The organism is Sorangium sp. So ce362, assembly GCF_051519845.1.
Taxonomy (GTDB): domain Bacteria; phylum Myxococcota_A; class Polyangia; order Polyangiales; family Polyangiaceae; genus Sorangium.
Map to the genome: position 1 here is coordinate 4903447 of NZ_CP150332.1, position 15919 is coordinate 4919365.

Annotated in this window: 13 protein-coding genes and 1 pseudogene; 11 read left to right on the top strand and 3 right to left on the bottom strand. The window is 72.4% G+C overall.

Annotation, left to right across the window (positions count from 1 at the left end; translation table 11 throughout):
* Window positions 1–42 precede the first annotated feature (42 nt).
* From WMF17_RS18975 to WMF17_RS18995, 5 genes are all read left to right on the top strand, one after another.
* Complete coding sequence (locus WMF17_RS18975; RefSeq protein WP_437650659.1) at window positions 43–1026, top strand: hypothetical protein; 984 nt, start codon at window positions 43–45, stop codon at window positions 1024–1026.
* 72 nt (window positions 1027–1098) lie between these two features.
* On the top strand, window positions 1099–2472 hold the full coding sequence (locus tag WMF17_RS18980) for a 3-deoxy-7-phosphoheptulonate synthase class II (RefSeq protein ID WP_437603483.1): 1374 nt from the start codon (window positions 1099–1101) through the stop codon (window positions 2470–2472).
* 322 nt (window positions 2473–2794) lie between these two features.
* Window positions 2795–3445: a hypothetical protein gene (locus tag WMF17_RS18985; protein ID WP_437603484.1), complete on the top strand. Its 651-nt coding sequence runs from the start codon at window positions 2795–2797 to the stop codon at window positions 3443–3445.
* A gap of 289 nt (window positions 3446–3734) precedes the next feature.
* Window positions 3735–4118 (top strand): ribosome-binding factor A, encoded by a 384-nt coding sequence (locus WMF17_RS18990; protein WP_437650660.1) that lies wholly within the window; start codon window positions 3735–3737, stop codon window positions 4116–4118.
* Entirely contained in the window at window positions 4115–5242 is a 1128-nt protein-coding gene (locus WMF17_RS18995; protein ID WP_437650661.1) for an RtcB family protein, read from the top strand. Before WMF17_RS18990 ends, WMF17_RS18995 begins: the two co-directional genes overlap by 4 nt.
* 9 nt (window positions 5243–5251) lie before the next feature.
* On the opposite strand, the gene WMF17_RS19000 is transcribed toward WMF17_RS18995, so the two are convergent.
* On the bottom strand, window positions 5252–7861 hold the full coding sequence (locus tag WMF17_RS19000) for a S8 family serine peptidase (RefSeq protein ID WP_437650662.1): 2610 nt from the start codon (window positions 7859–7861) through the stop codon (window positions 5252–5254).
* 447 nt (window positions 7862–8308) lie between these two features.
* Between WMF17_RS19000 and WMF17_RS19005 the strand changes: the two genes are divergently transcribed.
* The 4 genes and pseudogenes from WMF17_RS19005 (at window position 8309) to WMF17_RS19020 (ending at window position 12118) form a co-directional block, all read left to right on the top strand.
* Window positions 8309–8941, top strand: a complete 633-nt coding sequence (locus tag WMF17_RS19005) for a class I SAM-dependent methyltransferase (RefSeq protein ID WP_437603488.1) — start codon at window positions 8309–8311, stop codon at window positions 8939–8941.
* Window positions 8938–9900, top strand: coding sequence for an NAD-dependent epimerase/dehydratase family protein (locus tag WMF17_RS19010; protein ID WP_437650663.1), 963 nt, complete (start codon window positions 8938–8940; stop codon window positions 9898–9900). The genes WMF17_RS19005 and WMF17_RS19010 overlap by 4 nt, the downstream gene beginning before the upstream one ends.
* Window positions 9901–10024: 124 nt before the next feature.
* Window positions 10025–10266: pseudogene (locus WMF17_RS19015) on the top strand (glutathione S-transferase); the annotation flags it as partial.
* Between the two features lie 103 nt (window positions 10267–10369).
* Window positions 10370–12118, top strand: a complete 1749-nt coding sequence (locus WMF17_RS19020; protein ID WP_437603490.1) for a cation:proton antiporter — start codon at window positions 10370–10372, stop codon at window positions 12116–12118.
* A 27-nt stretch (window positions 12119–12145) separates the two neighbouring features.
* Here WMF17_RS19020 and WMF17_RS19025 read toward each other — a convergent pair whose 3' ends face one another.
* A complete protein-coding gene (locus WMF17_RS19025) occupies window positions 12146–13057 on the bottom strand; it encodes a DMT family transporter (RefSeq protein ID WP_437604277.1) in 912 nt (303 codons plus the stop codon).
* 328 nt (window positions 13058–13385) lie between these two features.
* Here WMF17_RS19025 and WMF17_RS19030 point away from each other — a divergent pair, with 328 nt between their 5' ends.
* Window positions 13386–14261, top strand: coding sequence for an MlaE family ABC transporter permease (locus WMF17_RS19030; RefSeq protein WP_437603491.1), 876 nt, complete (start codon window positions 13386–13388; stop codon window positions 14259–14261).
* Window positions 14262–14276: 15 nt separating this feature from the next.
* Window positions 14277–15134 (top strand): MlaE family ABC transporter permease, encoded by an 858-nt coding sequence (locus tag WMF17_RS19035; RefSeq protein WP_437603492.1) that lies wholly within the window; start codon window positions 14277–14279, stop codon window positions 15132–15134.
* A gap of 39 nt (window positions 15135–15173) precedes the next feature.
* Here the strand turns inward: WMF17_RS19035 and WMF17_RS19040 are convergent, their stop codons facing one another.
* Complete coding sequence (locus WMF17_RS19040; RefSeq protein ID WP_437603493.1) at window positions 15174–15914, bottom strand: ABC transporter ATP-binding protein; 741 nt, start codon at window positions 15912–15914, stop codon at window positions 15174–15176.
* Between the last annotated feature and the right edge of the window lie 5 nt (window positions 15915–15919).

The window sequence follows — 15919 nt, forward strand, 5'->3', positions numbered from 1 at the left end:
CGCCCATGGGCCTCGGCCAGCGCCTGTGTTAGGGGAGCGAGCATGGCACCGCAGGCACCCGGGACGAGCGCCAGCCGGGCCAGCCCTCCCGACCGGCCGGGCTCGCTCCCCGGGACAACCGCCGTGCTCGCCGCGGGCGGCAGCGCCCCGGGATCGCGCGCCGCCCTGCTGACGCGGGCGCCGGCCGCGGCGCAGTGGCTGGGCGCCGGCGCGGCCGTCCTCGTGGCCGTCGTGCTCGCCGCCGCCCTGGTGCGCGACGGCGACTCGCTCGCGCGGCTCGAGGAGGCCGCGAGCGCCGAGCGCGCCGCGCCCGCGGCCTCGACGCTCCGGCGTCCAGTTGTCCCGCGGCCGAGCGATGCGGTCCCCGCCGACGAGCTCGCCGCCGCGACCGCGGGCGGCGTGCTCCCGCTCGAGGCGCTCGCCGTGCGCTACCCCAAGGATCCAGCGATCTTCCGCGCCCTCATGCTGCGCCACGCGCTCCCGCCGCCCTACCACGCCGCCGCGCTCGCCGCGGCGAAGCGGCTCCTGGAGCTCGATCGGGGGGCGGCGTCGGACGATGACGTGAAGCGCGTCCTCTCGAGCGCCGCCGGCGGACCTCCCGAGGCGGCGTCGGCCGCGCTCGAGCTGATGGCGAGCAGCATGGGGAGCCACGGGGCGGATCTCCTTTACGAGCTCTCGGTGGGCACCTCTGCGCTGAAGGAGCGCGCCGCGCGGCGGTTCGCGGAGGCCGCGGTCCTGGAGCGGGCGACGCCCGCGCTGCGCATCGCGCACGAGCTCCGCGTCGCCACCTCCTGCAAGGCGAGGCAGGCGCTCCTGGAGCGCGCGGCGGCGGACGGCGATCGGCGCGCGATCGACGTCCTCACGCCGCTCACCTCCGGCAAGAGCAAGGGGTGCGGCTTTCTGGGAATGAGCCGCTGCGCGGCGCCGTGCGCCTCGATCGCGAAGGAGATCAAGGCGGCAATCCAGGCGATCGAGGCGCGCACCGGGCCATCGCCCGGGGCGGCCGACGCGCCGGCGAGCCGGTGATCGCGCCGGCGGGCCGATCCCGTTGACCGAGGGTTGCGCGGGTGGGAGCCTTGCCATATCAGGGCTCAACTCATGTACGTTCCTGCTCAATCCTGGTCGCCAGATTCATGGCGTGAACGTCCCAACGCAGCGCCGCTCCCTTATGACGATTCCGACGCTGTCGAGGCGGTCGTCGAGAGGCTCCGGGGGCTGCCGCCGCTCGTGACCTCGTGGGAGGTCGAGCGGCTCAAAGGCCATCTGGCCCAGGCGCAGCTCGGCCACCGGTTCGTGCTGCAGGGGGGCGACTGCGCGGAGACGCTCGACGACTGCCGCCCGAACATCGTCACGAACAAGCTGAAGATCCTGCTGCAGATGTCGCTCGTGCTGGTGCACGGCGCCCGCCGGCCGGTCGTGCGCCTCGGGCGCTTCGCCGGGCAGTACGCCAAGCCGCGATCCAGCCAGGTCGAGACGCGCGACGGCGTGAGCTTGCCGAGCTATTTCGGGGATCTCATCAACCGTGCTCCCTTCGAGGCCGCCGCCCGCCGCCCGGATCCGGGCCTGATGATCGCGGGATACCAGCATGCGGGGCTCACCCTGAATTTCATCCGTTCCCTGTCGGAGGGTGGCTTCGCCGATCTGCACCACCCGGAGTACTGGGATCTGAGCTTCCTCGAGCGGGCGGATCTGCCCGGCGAGCTGCGCGAGCGTTACCAGCGGATGACCGATCAGGTCGGGGAGGCTCTCCGGTTCATGGAGGCGCTCGCCGAGGTGCCTGTCGGGGAGCTGTCGCGCGTCGAGTTCTTCACGAGCCACGAGGGGCTCAACCTGCACTACGAGTCGGCGCAGACGCGGAAGGTCGCGCGCCGCCCCGGCTACTACGACCTGACGACCCACCTGCCCTGGATCGGCGAGCGCACGCGGCAGCCCGACGGCGCGCACGTCGAGTTCTTCAGCGGGGTCCAGAACCCGGTGGGCATCAAGCTCGGCCCGAAGACGCTCCCCGCCGAGCTGATCCGCCTCCTCGACCGGCTGAACCCGGCGGACGAGCCGGGCAAGATCATGCTCATCGTGCGCATGGGCGCGGGCCGCGTGCGCGAGGGGCTCCCGGCGCTCATCGAGGCGGTGCGCTCGGCAGGGCGCAAGGTGCTCTGGATGTCCGACCCGATGCACGGCAACACCCAGACGACGGCCGGCGGGATCAAGACACGAAGTTTCGAGGACATCCTCACCGAGATCGAGGCGAGCTTCGAGGTGCACGAGGCGCTCGGGTCCCACCTCGGCGGGGTCCACTTCGAGCTCACGGGCGAGGATGTCACCGAGTGCATCGGGGCGGGTCTCACGGAGTCCGATCTCGACCGGCGCTACGCGAGCCTGTGCGATCCGAGGCTGAATTACCGCCAGTCGCTGGAGATGGCCTTCCGCATCGCCCACCGCATGGCGGAGTCCTCCCGGCGCGCGAGGGGCTGAGCACCGGCTCCCCCACGAGCGGTGCTCGGTCAAGAAGGAGACGCGCCGCCAGGGCGCCAGTGACGCCAAGAGAGAGAGAACTCTCAGCTCTCCTGGCGGCTTTTCTTTCGTCGAGAGCACAGAGCTTTTGCCGTGATTCCCACCGTGGTCTCTCTCGCCGCGTTTCGCCCGTAAAGCGTGCTCCACGCGCTCATCGCCGGGAGCAGGAGACACCCGCTGGCGATCCGTCGAGGCTGCCCCAATGAATCATCGCAGGGGGTAGTTCGCCATGCAGAACATCTCGACAGAACAGGGTGAGAACCGACAGGGAGAGGGACAGGCCATGACGGAGAGCTCCTTCCAGGGACAGCAGCGATCCGCCGCCGGCCCGACGCTGCTCGAGTCTTTCCTGCCGGAAGCCGACATCGTCGTGAACGAGGAAATCGTGGTCATGGCGACGCCGGAGGTCACGTACGCCGCGCTGAAGAGGGTGGATTTCGCGAGGAGCCGCTCTCTCCTGCTGCGCGCGGCCCTCGCGCTCCGCGTGGCCGAAGCGCGCCGCGCCCGGCGCAGGCTGCGCCTCGCGCCGCTGCCCGCGCCCGCGCGCGTGTCGCTCCAGAACGTCGAGGATTACGGCCAGATCAAGCTCGCCGAGAAGGAAGGCTCCGAGATCGTCGTCGGCGCGATCGCGCGCCCGATGAGCACGGAGAGCCTGTTCGCGAGGCGAACCGCCGCCGAGTTCAAGGCGTTCGACTGCCCCGGCCACATCAAGGCGGCGGCCAGCTTCGTCGTGACGCCCTACGGCCAGCGCCGGACGATGCTCTCGTACGAGGTGCGGATCCGCGCGACCGACACGCGGACGCGGCGGCAGCTGTTCTTCTGGGACGCCCTGACGGCGCCGCTCATGAGGGTCATCACGCGCCGGGTGCTCCGCTACGCCGCGAAGGTCGCCGAGCGTCAGTGCGCCGCGCAGACGTATCGCCAGGCCACCTAGCCTCGCCCGCCAAGAGTCCGGCCAGGGACGGCCGGACCTCCGAGCGCCGGAGAGGCAGGCGCGCACGGCTCGCCGCAGCGCGGCCGGGGCGCGCCTTGCGCGCCTGCCCTCGCTCGTGCACCCTACGCGGCGAAGGAGGCCCGCCATGCACCCGATTGCGTCGACGAGCCTCGGTCTGACGCGCCGCTGAGCGCGCCAGCGAGGCTCACATCCCCGAGCTCATCTCGCGTGTCGCTGGAAACCGCGCGGCCGACGCGTTGGTGTGTCGCCGCGCCCTCGGGAGCATGGCATGGGCAAAGATCGATCGCGGAGCCGCGAAGGCGCGGGCTCCGTCGTGGATGCAGGTTCGTTGTTCGGTGGGACGGCGGCGCGGAAGGCGCAGCGCAAGGAGCGCCAGCTCTGCCGTCAGGTGCAGGAGGCGGTGAGCGACGCGCTCGCCGCGCTCCACGATGACGTCCTGCAGGACGTCTGGGTGGTGGAGGTGGAGCCGGCGCCCGACGCGAGCCGGCTCGCGGTGGTCGTGCAGGTCGGGCCGGGCACGCCGCCGGACGTGGCGGTGGCGCGGCTGGAGCGGGTGGCCGGCTACGTGCGCGCGGAGGTGGCGGGAGCGATCACGCGCAAGCGCGCGCCGACGCTCGCCTTCCAGGTGCTGCCGCCGGAGGGAGAGCTGTGAGCGCGCGCATCGCCGCGTGGCTCCCGGACGGCGCGGGCGCGGCGCTCGACGCGTCGCTCGCGCGGCTCGCGCGCACCGAGGACGTCGCGCACATCGCGGTCATGCCCGACGCGCACGTGGCCGACGACGTGTGCGTCGGCACGGTGACCGCCACGACCCGCCGCCTCCTGCCGGCGGCGGTCGGCGGCGACATCGGGTGCGGCATGGTCGCGTTGCGGCTCCACGCGGACGCCGATCTTCTCGCGGATCGCGACCGCGCGGCGCGGCTCCTCTCGGCGCTGTACCGCCGCGTCCCGTACGTCCTGCACGCGGCCGCCAGCGCCCCGCCGCTGCCGGACGATCTCGCCGAGGCCCGGCTCGGTGTGCCTCGGCTCGATGCGATGAAGCGCCGCGACGGCCGGATGGAGCTCGGCACGCTCGGCCGGGGCAACCATTTCCTGGAGGTGCAGCGCGACGAGGAGGGCGCGCTGTGGCTGCTCCTCCACAGCGGCTCGCGCGCCATGGGGCCGGCGATCCGGCAGCACCACGAGGCGCTCGCGGCGCGCGATCCCTCGGGGGTTCGCTTCCTCGAGGCCGACAGCGAGGCCGGGCGCGCGTACCTCGCCGACGCGGCCTGGGCCGCGGGGTACGCGCGGGCGAGCCGCCGCCGCATGGTGGCCGAGGCCGCGGCGCTCTTCGCCGAGCTGTTCGGCGTCGAGGTCGACGCGCCGTCGCGCATGGAGGTCGATCACAACCACGTCCGGCGCGAGGAGCACGGCGGACGCGCGCTCTGGGTGCACCGCAAGGGCGCGATGGGGCTCCGCGCGGGAGATCTGGGCGTCGTGCCCGGATCGATGGGGAGCCCGAGCTTCCACGTGGAGGGGCGCGGCCACCCCGAGGCGCTCGGCTCGTCAGCGCACGGCGCCGGGCGCGCGCTGCCGCGGGGCGAGGCGCGCCGCCGGATCGGCGCGCGGCAGCTCCTGCGAGAGGCCGAGGGCGTGTGGTTCGATCATCGCCTCGCCGACCGGCTGCGCGAGGAGGCGCCCTCGGCCTACAAGGACATCGGCGCGGTCATGCGGGCGCAGCGCGAGCTCGTGCGCGTCGTTCGTCGGCTCTGGCCGGTGCTCGTCTACAAGGCGCCGTGAGCGCGCCCCTCACGGCCGGTCCAGGGTGACGACAGGCGACGTCCACGTGTCCCAGTGCGCCTCGTTGCCCGGATCCCCGAGCGCCCTGAGCGCGCGGAGCATGATCCGATAGCCCCCGTCCGGCACGACCGTCGCCCGCCCGTTCAGCTTCGTCGTGCCCTTCCACCCGTACCGCGTGAACGCGGTCGTCGACGCGCTCTGACCGACGCGCGAGAGCGAAACCGCGCGCCCCCACGGCTTCGCGGTCGCGGCCTCGATGATGTCCAGGGTCAGACGCTCGGCGCCGTGGTCGAGGTGGACCATCACGTACGGGACATCGCCGGACGCCAGCGTGTAGGTCGCGCCGCTCCGCTGCGGGGTCATGCTCGTCCCGCTCAGCTTGCCGAGCCACGGCGCCTCCTGACCCGACAGCTTGAGGACGGGCACGCTCTGGTAATCGCCCTTGAAGCCCGCGTACGGCACCCGCAGCGCGCCGTCGGCCGCGCCGCCCCGCGGGGTGAACACGAGGTAGCCGCCGAACAGGCTGCCGTCCGGGAGCGCGTCGCTCGCCCTGACGGTGGCCGAGACGGTCGCCCTCCCGCGGGCCGGCACGGTGACGCTCGCGGCGCCGAAGTCGACGCGCGCGGCGCCGGTCGTCGCGCTCGCCGGCCTCCAGTGATCGCGCCCTGTCGCGCACGCCGCGGGCGCGTGCGACAGGTCGTAGGTGACGTCGTGCGCGCTCGCGTTCTCGAGCGTCAGCGTGCGCGCGGCGGGGCCGGCCTCGCTCTCGCCGAGCGCGAGCTTGCCGGGGCTGATCACGGTGCTCGCGCGGATCGACCGGTCGACGCGGATCACCCCCGCCCCCTGCCGGTGCGCGCTCTCGGGCACCCCGGCGCTCAGATCGCCGCTCCACGGCGCGGGGACGGCGCTGTTCTGCAGGACGTCGCGCACGCGCGGCGCGGAGAGCTCCGGGCGCGCGTCGAGCACGAGCGCGACGGCTCCCGCCACGTGCGGCGCCGCCATCGACGTGCCGCTGAGCGTGTCGTACGAGCCTTGCTCGACCGGGATCGTCGAGTAGATCGCCCCGCCGGGCGCGGCGAGGTCCGGCTTGAAGGAGAGCGTCGCGCTCAAGCCGTGCGAGCTGAAGCCGGAGATGAGGCCCGCGGTGCGGCTCTCCGCGGCCACGGCCCGGTCGGTCCAGCTGTGGGTCAGCGGCCCCGCGTCGAGGCGCGCGTTGAGCAGCTCGCCGTCGGCCTGCGCGATCCCCACGACCGGGATGGTGATCGAGCCGTCCGCCTCGACCGACGGGCTGAGCACCCCGGCCCTGTCGTCGTAGATCACGACGCCGACCGCGCCGGCGGCCTGCGCGCGCGTGGCCTTCTGGTGGAAGGGGCAGCCACCGCGCCGGACGAGCGCGATCTTGCCTGCGAGGCTGCCCGCGGGGAGCTCGTCGCAGGCGTCGCGCGCGCTGGTGGGCGTCCCGGTGCGCTCCAGCGGGGCGCTCCCCGAGAGCGGCGGGGGCGGGCTCCCGACCGCGCGCGCATAGCCGATCGCCGCGCTGCCAGGCGCCACGGTGAACGACAGGCGGGTCACGCGGGTGCCGTCGACGGACGCGGTGCCGATGACCGCCTCGCCCACGCCGGGCGCGCCCGCGCCCCAGAGCCCCTTCTCGCCGCTGTTGCCGATCGACGCGACGACCACGACGCCGCGCGCGACGAGCGCGGTCGCCGCGGTCGCCGTCGGGTAGTCCGGCCACTGGAACGGTGTCCCGATGCTGATGTTGACGACGTGCATCCCGTCGTCGGCGGCCCGCTCCATGGCCTTGACGATGATGTCGGAGCGCGAGCCGCCGCGGCAGCCGAACACGCGGTAGGCGCCGAAGGTCACGTCCGGCGCCACGCCCTGCACGATCCCGTTCGCCCCGATGATGCCGGCGACGTGCGTGCCGTGGCCCAGGCAATCGTCGGGGTCGCCGTCGGGCGCCGGCTGCTTGCTCGCGTCGCCGGCGACGAAGTCGTCGCCGACGAAATCGTAGCCGAACGCCACGCGGCAGCCCGGCCCGAAGCAGCCGCCGAGATCGGGGTGATGGTAGTCGACCCCGCTGTCGATCACGCCGACGCGGATGTCCGCGCCGGTCACGCCGAGGTCGCGGCGCACGAGGTCCGCGCCCGACATGTCGCTCGCGACGGCGAGATCCGGGTCGACCGAGGTCACGACGCGCGTGGTGTCGAGCTCCACCGGCACGACGGGGTAGACGGCCTTGACCCCGGGCATCTCGGAGAGCGCGGCGGAGCCCCCGCGCGCGACGCGGACGGAGAGGCCGTTCCAGAGCTCCTCGAACGAGAATCGTACTCTGTACCGGAGCCCGCGTTCTTCGGCCGCGCGCCGGAAGCGCACCAGCTCCTCGCCCGCGAGGCCTTTGACGCGCGCGCCCCCGCCGCTCCTCGCGGCCGGCGCGCGCTCGAGCTCCACGAACCAGAGCTCCGTCGGCTCATCCGGCGCGAACGTCGCCTCGCCCGTCTCTGCGCCGTCCTGAGGGGCGGTGTTCTGGTCCGTCGCCTCGCCTCCAGATTCTCCGCTGCACCCTGAAAGAGCGATGTAGAGGGAGGCCAGACCGAACCAGCGCACACCAACTCTCATGAGCCCTCTTCCGCGCGTGCCGATCATCGAGTCAGCTATGTTCGATGGCGCGAATCGGTCAAGCGCGAGCGGGGCGAGAACGGCTCGGGGAGCGAGCCTCACGACGTCATTGTCGTAGACCCTGGAAGAGTGGCTGTTTCACGGCAGCTCTCCTTTCGGGCCGGGCATAACGAGGTGCGCGCCGCCGGCCTCTGTTGCCACCGCGGGAGCGCGCTGGCCCCGGAGTCCAGGGCACCTTGCCGGTCGTCCTGGAGAGGTGTTGTTTTCGTGATCTCGCCGCTGTCCTGTCTGCCCACGGCCTCTCGGCTCCCCGCGCGTCAGAGCGCCGGAGGCGGCCCGCGCCACGCGCGTCGAGCGCGGCGTGGCCCCGGGCGTTGCCGGTCCTCGCGCGCTCGACTAGCGTGGCGCCGTTCTCCGGCGCGTGCGGCGCCGGGGCTCGGATGTGGAATGACGGTCCTCGCGCGCGGCTTGTTCTCCTTGCACCATCGCCTGGTCCACGTGCCTCGCGTGGGCCGCGTCGCGCGGGCGCTGGCCGCGCAGGTGGGCCGCGCGGCGTCGCTGCTCGACGTGGGCGCGGGCGACGGGACGGTCGCGCTCGAGGTCGCGCGCCGGGTGGGCGCGCAGCGCGTCGTCGGCGTGGACGTGAAGGCGCGCCCCGGGGCGGCGCTGCCGGTCGTCGCGTACGACGGCGAGCGCCTCCCCTTCCCCGACGGGGCGTTCGATGCGGTGCTCCTCTCCGACGTGCTGCACCACTGCGCGCGCCCCGGCGCGCTGCTCGCGGAGGCGCTCCGGGTCGCGTCGCGCGTCGTCGCGCTCAAGGATCACTTCCGGTTCGGCCCTGTCTCGGAGAAGGTCCTGCTCTGGATGGATCTCGTCGGGAACGCCGCGCCGGGCGTCGAGGTGCGCGGCACCTACTTCACGCCGGGCGAGCTCGCCGAGCTCGTGCGCGGCGCGGGCGGGCGCATCACCGGCCTCGAGTGGCCGCTCAGGATCCACGACATGCCGTTCCGTCTCGTGACGCAGGATCGCCTGCAGTTCGCGGCGCGGGTCGAGCGCCTGGCCGCGGGAGGCGGGCGATGACCGGGCTCAGGTCGTTCGTCGTCGGCGGCGCCGGGTTCATCGGGAGCCACCTCACGGATCGCCTTGTCGAGCGCGGCCCCGTGACGCTGTACGACAACCTCTCGGTCGGGCGCCGCGCGTTCGTCGCCCCGCACCTCGCCTCCGGGCGCGCGACGCTCGTCGAGGCGGACGCCCTCGATCTGGATCGCCTCACCGAGGCCATGGCGGGCCACGACCTCGTCGTGCACCTCGCGGCGAACCCGGAGGCGCGCTGGGGGCTCGCGCGGACGCGCCTCGACCTCGATCAGGGGACGATCGCGACGTACAACGTGCTCGAGGCGATGCGCCGCGCGGGGGTGGGCCGGCTGATCTTCTCGTCCTCCGGGACGGTCTACGGCGACACGGCGCGGCGGTGCGCGGAGGGCGATCTCGGCGCCTTGCCGATCTCGCTCTACGGCGCGAGCAAGCTCGCGGGCGAGGCGCTCATCAGCGCCTATGTCGAGTGCTTCGGCCTCACCGCGTGGATCTACCGCTTCGGCAACGTGGTCGGGCCGCGCGGGACGCACGGCGCGGCGCTCGATTTCCTGAAGAAGCTGCGCGCCCTTCGGACGGAGCTCGAGGTGCTCGGCGACGGGCGCCAGTCGAAGCCGTACCTCGATGTCCGGGACTGCGCGGAGGGCATCCTGTTCGGCTTCGACCGGGCCGGAGAGCGGCTGAACCTCTTCAACCTCGCGCCCGAGGACGCGACCCGCGTCTCCCGCATCGCGGAGCTGTGCGTGGCGGCGTCGCCCTATCCCGACGCGGTGATCCGGTATCAGGGCGGCGAGCGCGGGTGGCCCGGCGACGTGCCGGTATCGCGGATGGATCCGAGCAAGCTGGCGACGCTGGGCTTCCGGGTGCGCCACACGAGCGACGAGGCGGTGCGCATGGCGGTGGAGGCGCTGGCGAGCGAGGTGTTCGGGGGCGAGCCGGCGGGGTGAGGGGCCGGGCGCGCTGCCGCCCCAGGGGGGCGACGGTGGCGGGCTCTGCACATGGCTGAGCGCACTCTCTACATTGGAAACAGGTCCTCTTCGTCGTGGTCGCTCCGGCCCTGGCTCGTCCTGAATCGCGCGGGCGGTGAGCGCCGAGATGGTGAGCGGCTTCGCCGCCCTCCGCACCGCGCTGCCGATGAACGTGCGGCGGAAGCTCCAGGGCGTGGCGCTCACCGAGGCCGGGTCGCAGGACATCGCGCGCATTCAATCGACCTGGAACGACTGCCGATCTCGCTTCGGCCAGGGGGCGAGTTCCTGCTTGGCCGCTTCAGCGTCGCCGACGCGATGTACGCGCCGGTCGCGGCGCGGGCGCGGATCCGGGGCGCGTGCGGCGCGGCCGACGAGGTCGCACGTCCTTCGTCGCCCCGTCGCGCGGTAGCGGCTGCGGTCGGTGAAGAGAAGCGCTACTAGTGCCGAAATGCCGCACGACCTCGACCTCATCCTCACGCTCACGGGCGGCTTCACCGCTGCGCTCGCGTTCGGTTTCATCACCCAGCGCCTGAGGCTGTCGCCCATCGTCGGCTACCTGCTGGCCGGGATCCTCGTCGGACCGTTCACGCCGGGGTTCGTGGCGGACAAGGGGCTCGCCGACCAGCTCGCGGAGATCGGGGTCATCCTGCTGATGTTCGGGGTTGGCATGCAGTTCCACGTCCGCGAGCTCCTCGCCGTGCGGAAGATCGCCGTGCCAGGCGCCCTCGTCCAGATCGCCGTCGCCACCGCGCTCGGGGTCGTGGTCGGCCGCGCCGCGGGCTGGACGTGGGCCGCGTCGGCCGTCTTCGGCATCGCCATCTCGGTGGCGAGCACCGTCGTGCTCACGCGCGTCCTCAGCGACAGCCACGTCCTGCACACCCCCGCTGGCCACCTCGCCATCGGCTGGCTCGTGCTCGAGGACGTCTTCACCGTGCTGGTGCTCGTGCTGCTCCCCGCCCTGGTGGGCGGGGACGGCAGCGCGGGCGCGACGGGGATCGCCGTATCCGTGGGCCTCGCGGTCCTGAAGCTCGCCGGGCTCGTGGCCTTCGTGTTCATCGTCGGGCAGCGCGTCATCCCCGCGCTGCTCGGGTATGTGGCGAAGACCGGCTCGCGGGAGCTCTTCACGCTGACGGTGCTCGTCGTCGCGCTCGGCGTCGCCGTCGGCTCGGCGAAGCTCTTCGGCTCGTCGATGGCGCTCGGCGCCTTCCTGGGCGGCCTGGTCGTCGGCCAGTCCGACTTCAGCTCGCGCGCCGCCTCGGAGGCGCTCCCGATGCGCGACGCGTTCGCCGTGCTGTTCTTCGTCTCGGTCGGCATGCTCTTCGACCCGACGCAGTTCGTCGCGAGCTGGCCGGTCGCCGTGGCGACGCTCGCGGTCGTGCTGATCGGCAAGCCCCTCGCCGCGCTCCTCGTGGTGGTGATGCTCCGCCGCCCCTTCCAGACCGCCTTCGCCGTCGCGCTCTCGCTCGCGCAGATCGGGGAGTTCTCGTTCATCCTGGCGACGCTCGGCCGGCAGCTCGGGATCGTGCCGGACGAGGCCTCGCAGGCGCTCGTCGTCGCGTCGATCGTGTCGATCACCCTGAATCCCCTGCTCTTCAGCATCCGGGATCGCCTCGCGCGGTCGACGTCGGCGCTCTTCCTGCGGCGCGGCGCCGCGGCGGACGCCGTCGCCGAGGCCGCTCCGGTGGACGAGCCCGCCCACCGCACGGTCGTGGTGGGCTACGGCCCGGTCGGGCGGACGCTGACGCGGCTGCTCCGGGAGAACGGTATCGAGGTCACGGTCGTCGAGCTCAACCTCGACACGGTGAGGCAGCTGCATGACCAGGGCATCCACGCGATCTACGGCGACGCGACGCAGCGGGAGATCCTCGATCGCGCCGGGGTCGGGAAGGCCGACAGCCTGCTGTTCACGTCGGCGGGCGCGCCCGGAGACGGGGTCATCGAGCAGGCGAAGGGCATCAATCCGCGGCTGTTCGTCCTCGCCCGCGCCTTTTATCTGCGCGAGGTGGGCGCGCTGAAGAAGGCGGGCGCGGACGTCGTCGTGACCGGCGAGGCGGAGGTCGCGTTCTCGATGACCGAGCGCCTCCTCGTGCGGCTCGGCGCGACGGCCGAGCAGGTGGAGCGCGAGCGCGAGCGCGTCCGGGGCGAGTTCTTCGGCACCGGCGCGCCGGAGCCTCACCGCGCGACGTCGGCCGGGTGACCTCACGGGCGGGCGCCGAGCTCGATCTCAGCGCGATTTGCCGAGCCAGGTCACGCCGCCCACGACGAGCGCGAGCCCGACGACCTGCTGCCACGCGAACGGCTCCCCCAGGATGACCCATGAGAAGGCGATCGTGAGCACCGGGCCGAGCGTCGAGAACGTCGCGGCCCGGCCCGCGCCGAGCCGCCGGATCGCCTCTGCGAGCAGGACGATGGGGAGCACCGTGCTGATCGTCGCCATCGCCGCCGCGTACCCCCACACCGAGGCCGGGATCTCCCCCAGCCTGGCGGGGCTCCCCGTCGCCGCGTAGTGCGCCAGCACCATCAGGCACGAGGTCGCCCCGCAGTACGCGGCGAGGCGCGTCGAGCCTACCCTGGACGCGAGCTTGCCGACACCGATGTAGTAAAGCGCGTAGGTCACCGAGCTCGCGAACACCCACGCTCCGCCGACGGCGACGGTCCGCACGTCCCCGGTCTGCACGAGATCGTGCCAGACGGCCGCAGCGAGGCCGAGATAGCACACGGCGAGCGCGCCCCAGGCCTTGGCGCGCACCGGCTGCTTCAGCCACACCGCGCCGATCATGAGGACGAGCGTCGGATACACGAACAGGATCAGGCGCTCGAGGCCGGTGCTGATGTACGTGAGCCCGATGAAGTCGAACAGGCTGGACAGGTAGTACCCGAGGAACCCGACGAGCAGCACGCCCCCCCAGAGGCGGGGCGTCATGGGCTCGGCGGCCTCTCCGCGCTCCCTCCGGGCGAGCCACAGGAAGAACGGCAGCGCGATGCCCATCCGCAGCGCGAGCAGCGACACCGCGTCGATCGGGTGCGCGGCGTACGCGAGCTTCACGAAGATCGCCTTCAGCGCGAACGTCGCGGCGGAGAGGACGGCGAACGTCTGCCCATCGTCGAGCAGGCCAGTCGGGAGCCCGCCTGTCATGGCGCGCACGGGCGCGCGATGGGCCGTGGGATCCGCTTTTCTTTTCGTCACGGGCTCGATCCGCTGTCGACCGGACGTCGTCACCAGCGGCGCCCTCCCCGGCCGGCGCTCCTTCGGCGGCGTCCGGCGGCCTCCGGCGTGAGACGCGCCAGCATTACCTGTGGAAGTCCGCGTTTACCATCGCACAGGACGGCTTCGAAGCGAGGCATGCGCTTTTCAGATAGAGGACGATCTCCTGCTTGGGTAGCTGCCGGGGCCGCTGCGCACGCCGGATCGCAGCGGATCGGGCCGCGCTCCCCGGGAGCCTTGGGCTAAGCTCCCTGTTCCGATGACGTCTCCTGCTGGCCCAGGCACCGCCGCGCGCGTCCCGGGTGCGCTCCCCGCGCCCGGCGGGCCGCCCGCGCGGCGGCTGCGCGCGCCGATCGCGCAGGAGCCCACCGGGGTGCACCAGGTCGGCGCCACGTTCCTGCAGATCGCCGCCACGGTGGGCGGCATGGCCGTGCTCGCGGGGCAGATCGCGACGCGCGTGGCCACGCTCCGCGTCGACGGCGCCGAGTTCATGCGCAACCTCTACAAGATGGGCGTCAAGTCGATGCCCATCGTCGCCGTGACCGCGCTCTTCACCGGCGCGATCATGGTCATCCAGGCGGCGCCGCTGGTCGAGCGCTTCGGCGCGCACGGCCTGCTCGGCTGGGGCGCGGGCTTCGGCACGCTCCGCGAGATCGCCCCGCTGCTCACGGCGCTCATGATCAACGGCCGCGTCGGCGCCAACAACACCGCCGAGCTCGGCACCATGGTCGTCACCGAGCAGATCGACGCCCTCCGCGTCCTCGCGATCGACCCGGTGAGCTTCCTCATCGCCCCGCGCTTCCTCGCGATGGTGCTGACGCTGTTCCTCTCCGTGATCTTCGCCGACGCGCTCGCCCTGCTCGGCGCGGCCTTCACCGGCGATCTCCTGCTCGGCGTCGCCCCGGCGGTCTTCTACAACGGCCTCACGAGCGGGCTCCTCGGCATCGGCGACGTCATGAGCGGCCTCGTCAAGAGCGTCGTCTTCGGCGTCGTCCTCGCGCTCTCGAGCTGCCAGTACGGCCTCGGCGTGACCGGCGGCGCCCCCGGCGTCGGCCGCGCCGTCAACGCGACCGTCGTCGCCTCGGCCGCCGGCATCTTCATCCTCGACTACTTCGTCTCGTTCACGCTCGACTGATCGACGGCGCCGCGCATGCCCCCCTCCCACCCGAGCTTCCCGGACCGCGCGAGCGCGGGCCCCCCCTCGAGCGAGCTCCGGGATCTCGCGCCCGAGCAGTCCGGCGTCGCCGCGATCGGCAGCGCCGCGCTGTCCCTCTTCGCGTCTGCGCGCGAGCTCTACTCGCTATTTGTAAGGACGCTTTACTACTGCGCGAAGGGCCGCCACGAGCCGGGCGCCGTGCTCGTCCAGATGTACGAGATCGGCAACAAATCGCTGTTCTTCCTGACGGTCGTGATGGGCTTCATCGGGATGATCATGGTCTTCCAGGCCGGCCAGCAGGCGAAGCGGGTCATCCCGGATCTGACCATGCTGGGCGCGACCTACCTCGAGCTGCTCATCCGCGATCTCGCCGCCTCGATCGGCGCGCTGATGCTCGCCACGCGGGTCGGCGCGGGCATCGCCGCCGAGATCGGCTCGATGGTGGTGACCGAGCAGGTCGACGCGCTCCGCATGTGCGCGGCCGATCCGATCGACTACCTCATCAAGCCGCGGTTCATCGCGAGCCTCCTCATGACCACGTGCCTCATCGTCTGGAGCGCCGCGGTCGCGTTCACCACGGGGATGGTCACCGCCTACAGCATGTTCGACGTGAGCCCCGAGACGTTCATGAACGTGAGCCTCGTCGACGCCGGCGACCTCGCGACCGGCCTCGCCAAGTGCCTGGCTTACGGCGCCGCGATCCCGATCGTCTCCGGCCACTCCGGCCTCTCGACCTTCGGCGGCAGCGAGGGCGTGGGCTGGGCGACGACGCGCGCGGTCGTGAACTCCTCGCTCGCGGTCATCGTCCTCAACATGCTGATCTCGGCGGCTGCCTTCGTGATCTTCCGCTAGCCAGGCCGCCTGCCGCGTCGCCGCGCGCCGCGCGGCGCCTCACTCGATCGGCCCCTCGGCGCTCCCGGTGATGAACTGCTGGACGATCGCGTCCTGCGAGCCCTCGAACACCCCGCGATCTCCGAGCAGGCGGACGAGCCCTTGATAGAGCATGACGATGCGGTCGGCGATCGTGAAGATGCTCACGAGATCATGGCTCACGACGATGCTCGTCACGCCGAGCGTGTCGCTCAGCTCGCGGATCAGCTTGTCGACGCGCCGCGCGCTCACCGGGTCGAGGCTCGTGGTCGGCTCGTCGAAGAGCACGTAGCGCGGGTCGAGCGTGAGCGCGCGGGCGATGGCGACGCGCTTGCGCATCCCGTCGCCGAGCTCCGGCGGGAAGCGGTCCCCGAACTCGCGCATGTGCACCTGCTCGAGCCGCCGCCGCGCCTCCGCGAGCGCCTCCTTCGGCTTGAGCCCCTTGTGCTTGCGGAGCGGGAGCGCGACGTTCTCGGCGCACGTCATCGAGTCGAACAGCGTCGAGTGCTGGAACACCATCGCGCACTTCATCCGGACCGGGTACATCCGGGCCTCGTCGAAGCGGCTCACCTCCTCGCCGTCCAGCCAGATCTCCCCGCCGTCCGGGTAGAGCAGGCCGACGAGGTGCTTGATGAGCACGCTCTTCCCGACGCCCGACTGCCCGATGATGAAGAACACCTCGCCGTCCTCGACGTCGAACGAGACGTCCTTGAGGACCTCTTTGGGCCCAAAGGATTTTCTGACATTTCGGAACGAAATCATCGCGG

Excerpts from the sequence above, each read along its gene's own strand:
- WMF17_RS19020 (WP_437603490.1), top strand. The coding sequence starts at position 10,370 with ATGCCGCACGACCTCGACCTCATCCTCACGCTCACGGGCGGCTTCACC.
- WMF17_RS18985 (WP_437603484.1), top strand. The coding sequence starts at position 2,795 with ATGACGGAGAGCTCCTTCCAGGGACAGCAGCGATCCGCCGCCGGCCCG.
- WMF17_RS19030 (WP_437603491.1), top strand. The coding sequence starts at position 13,386 with ATGACGTCTCCTGCTGGCCCAGGCACCGCCGCGCGCGTCCCGGGTGCG.
- WMF17_RS18990 (WP_437650660.1), top strand. The coding sequence starts at position 3,735 with ATGGGCAAAGATCGATCGCGGAGCCGCGAAGGCGCGGGCTCCGTCGTG.
- WMF17_RS18980 (WP_437603483.1), top strand. The coding sequence starts at position 1,099 with ATGTACGTTCCTGCTCAATCCTGGTCGCCAGATTCATGGCGTGAACGT.
- WMF17_RS19005 (WP_437603488.1), top strand. The coding sequence starts at position 8,309 with ATGACGGTCCTCGCGCGCGGCTTGTTCTCCTTGCACCATCGCCTGGTC.
- WMF17_RS19000 (WP_437650662.1), bottom strand. The coding sequence starts at position 7,861 with ATGAGAGTTGGTGTGCGCTGGTTCGGTCTGGCCTCCCTCTACATCGCT.
- WMF17_RS19035 (WP_437603492.1), top strand. The coding sequence starts at position 14,277 with ATGCCCCCCTCCCACCCGAGCTTCCCGGACCGCGCGAGCGCGGGCCCC.
- WMF17_RS19040 (WP_437603493.1), bottom strand. The coding sequence starts at position 15,914 with ATGATTTCGTTCCGAAATGTCAGAAAATCCTTTGGGCCCAAAGAGGTC.
- WMF17_RS19025 (WP_437604277.1), bottom strand. The coding sequence starts at position 13,057 with ATGACAGGCGGGCTCCCGACTGGCCTGCTCGACGATGGGCAGACGTTC.
- WMF17_RS19010 (WP_437650663.1), top strand. The coding sequence starts at position 8,938 with ATGACCGGGCTCAGGTCGTTCGTCGTCGGCGGCGCCGGGTTCATCGGG.
- WMF17_RS18975 (WP_437650659.1), top strand. The coding sequence starts at position 43 with ATGGCACCGCAGGCACCCGGGACGAGCGCCAGCCGGGCCAGCCCTCCC.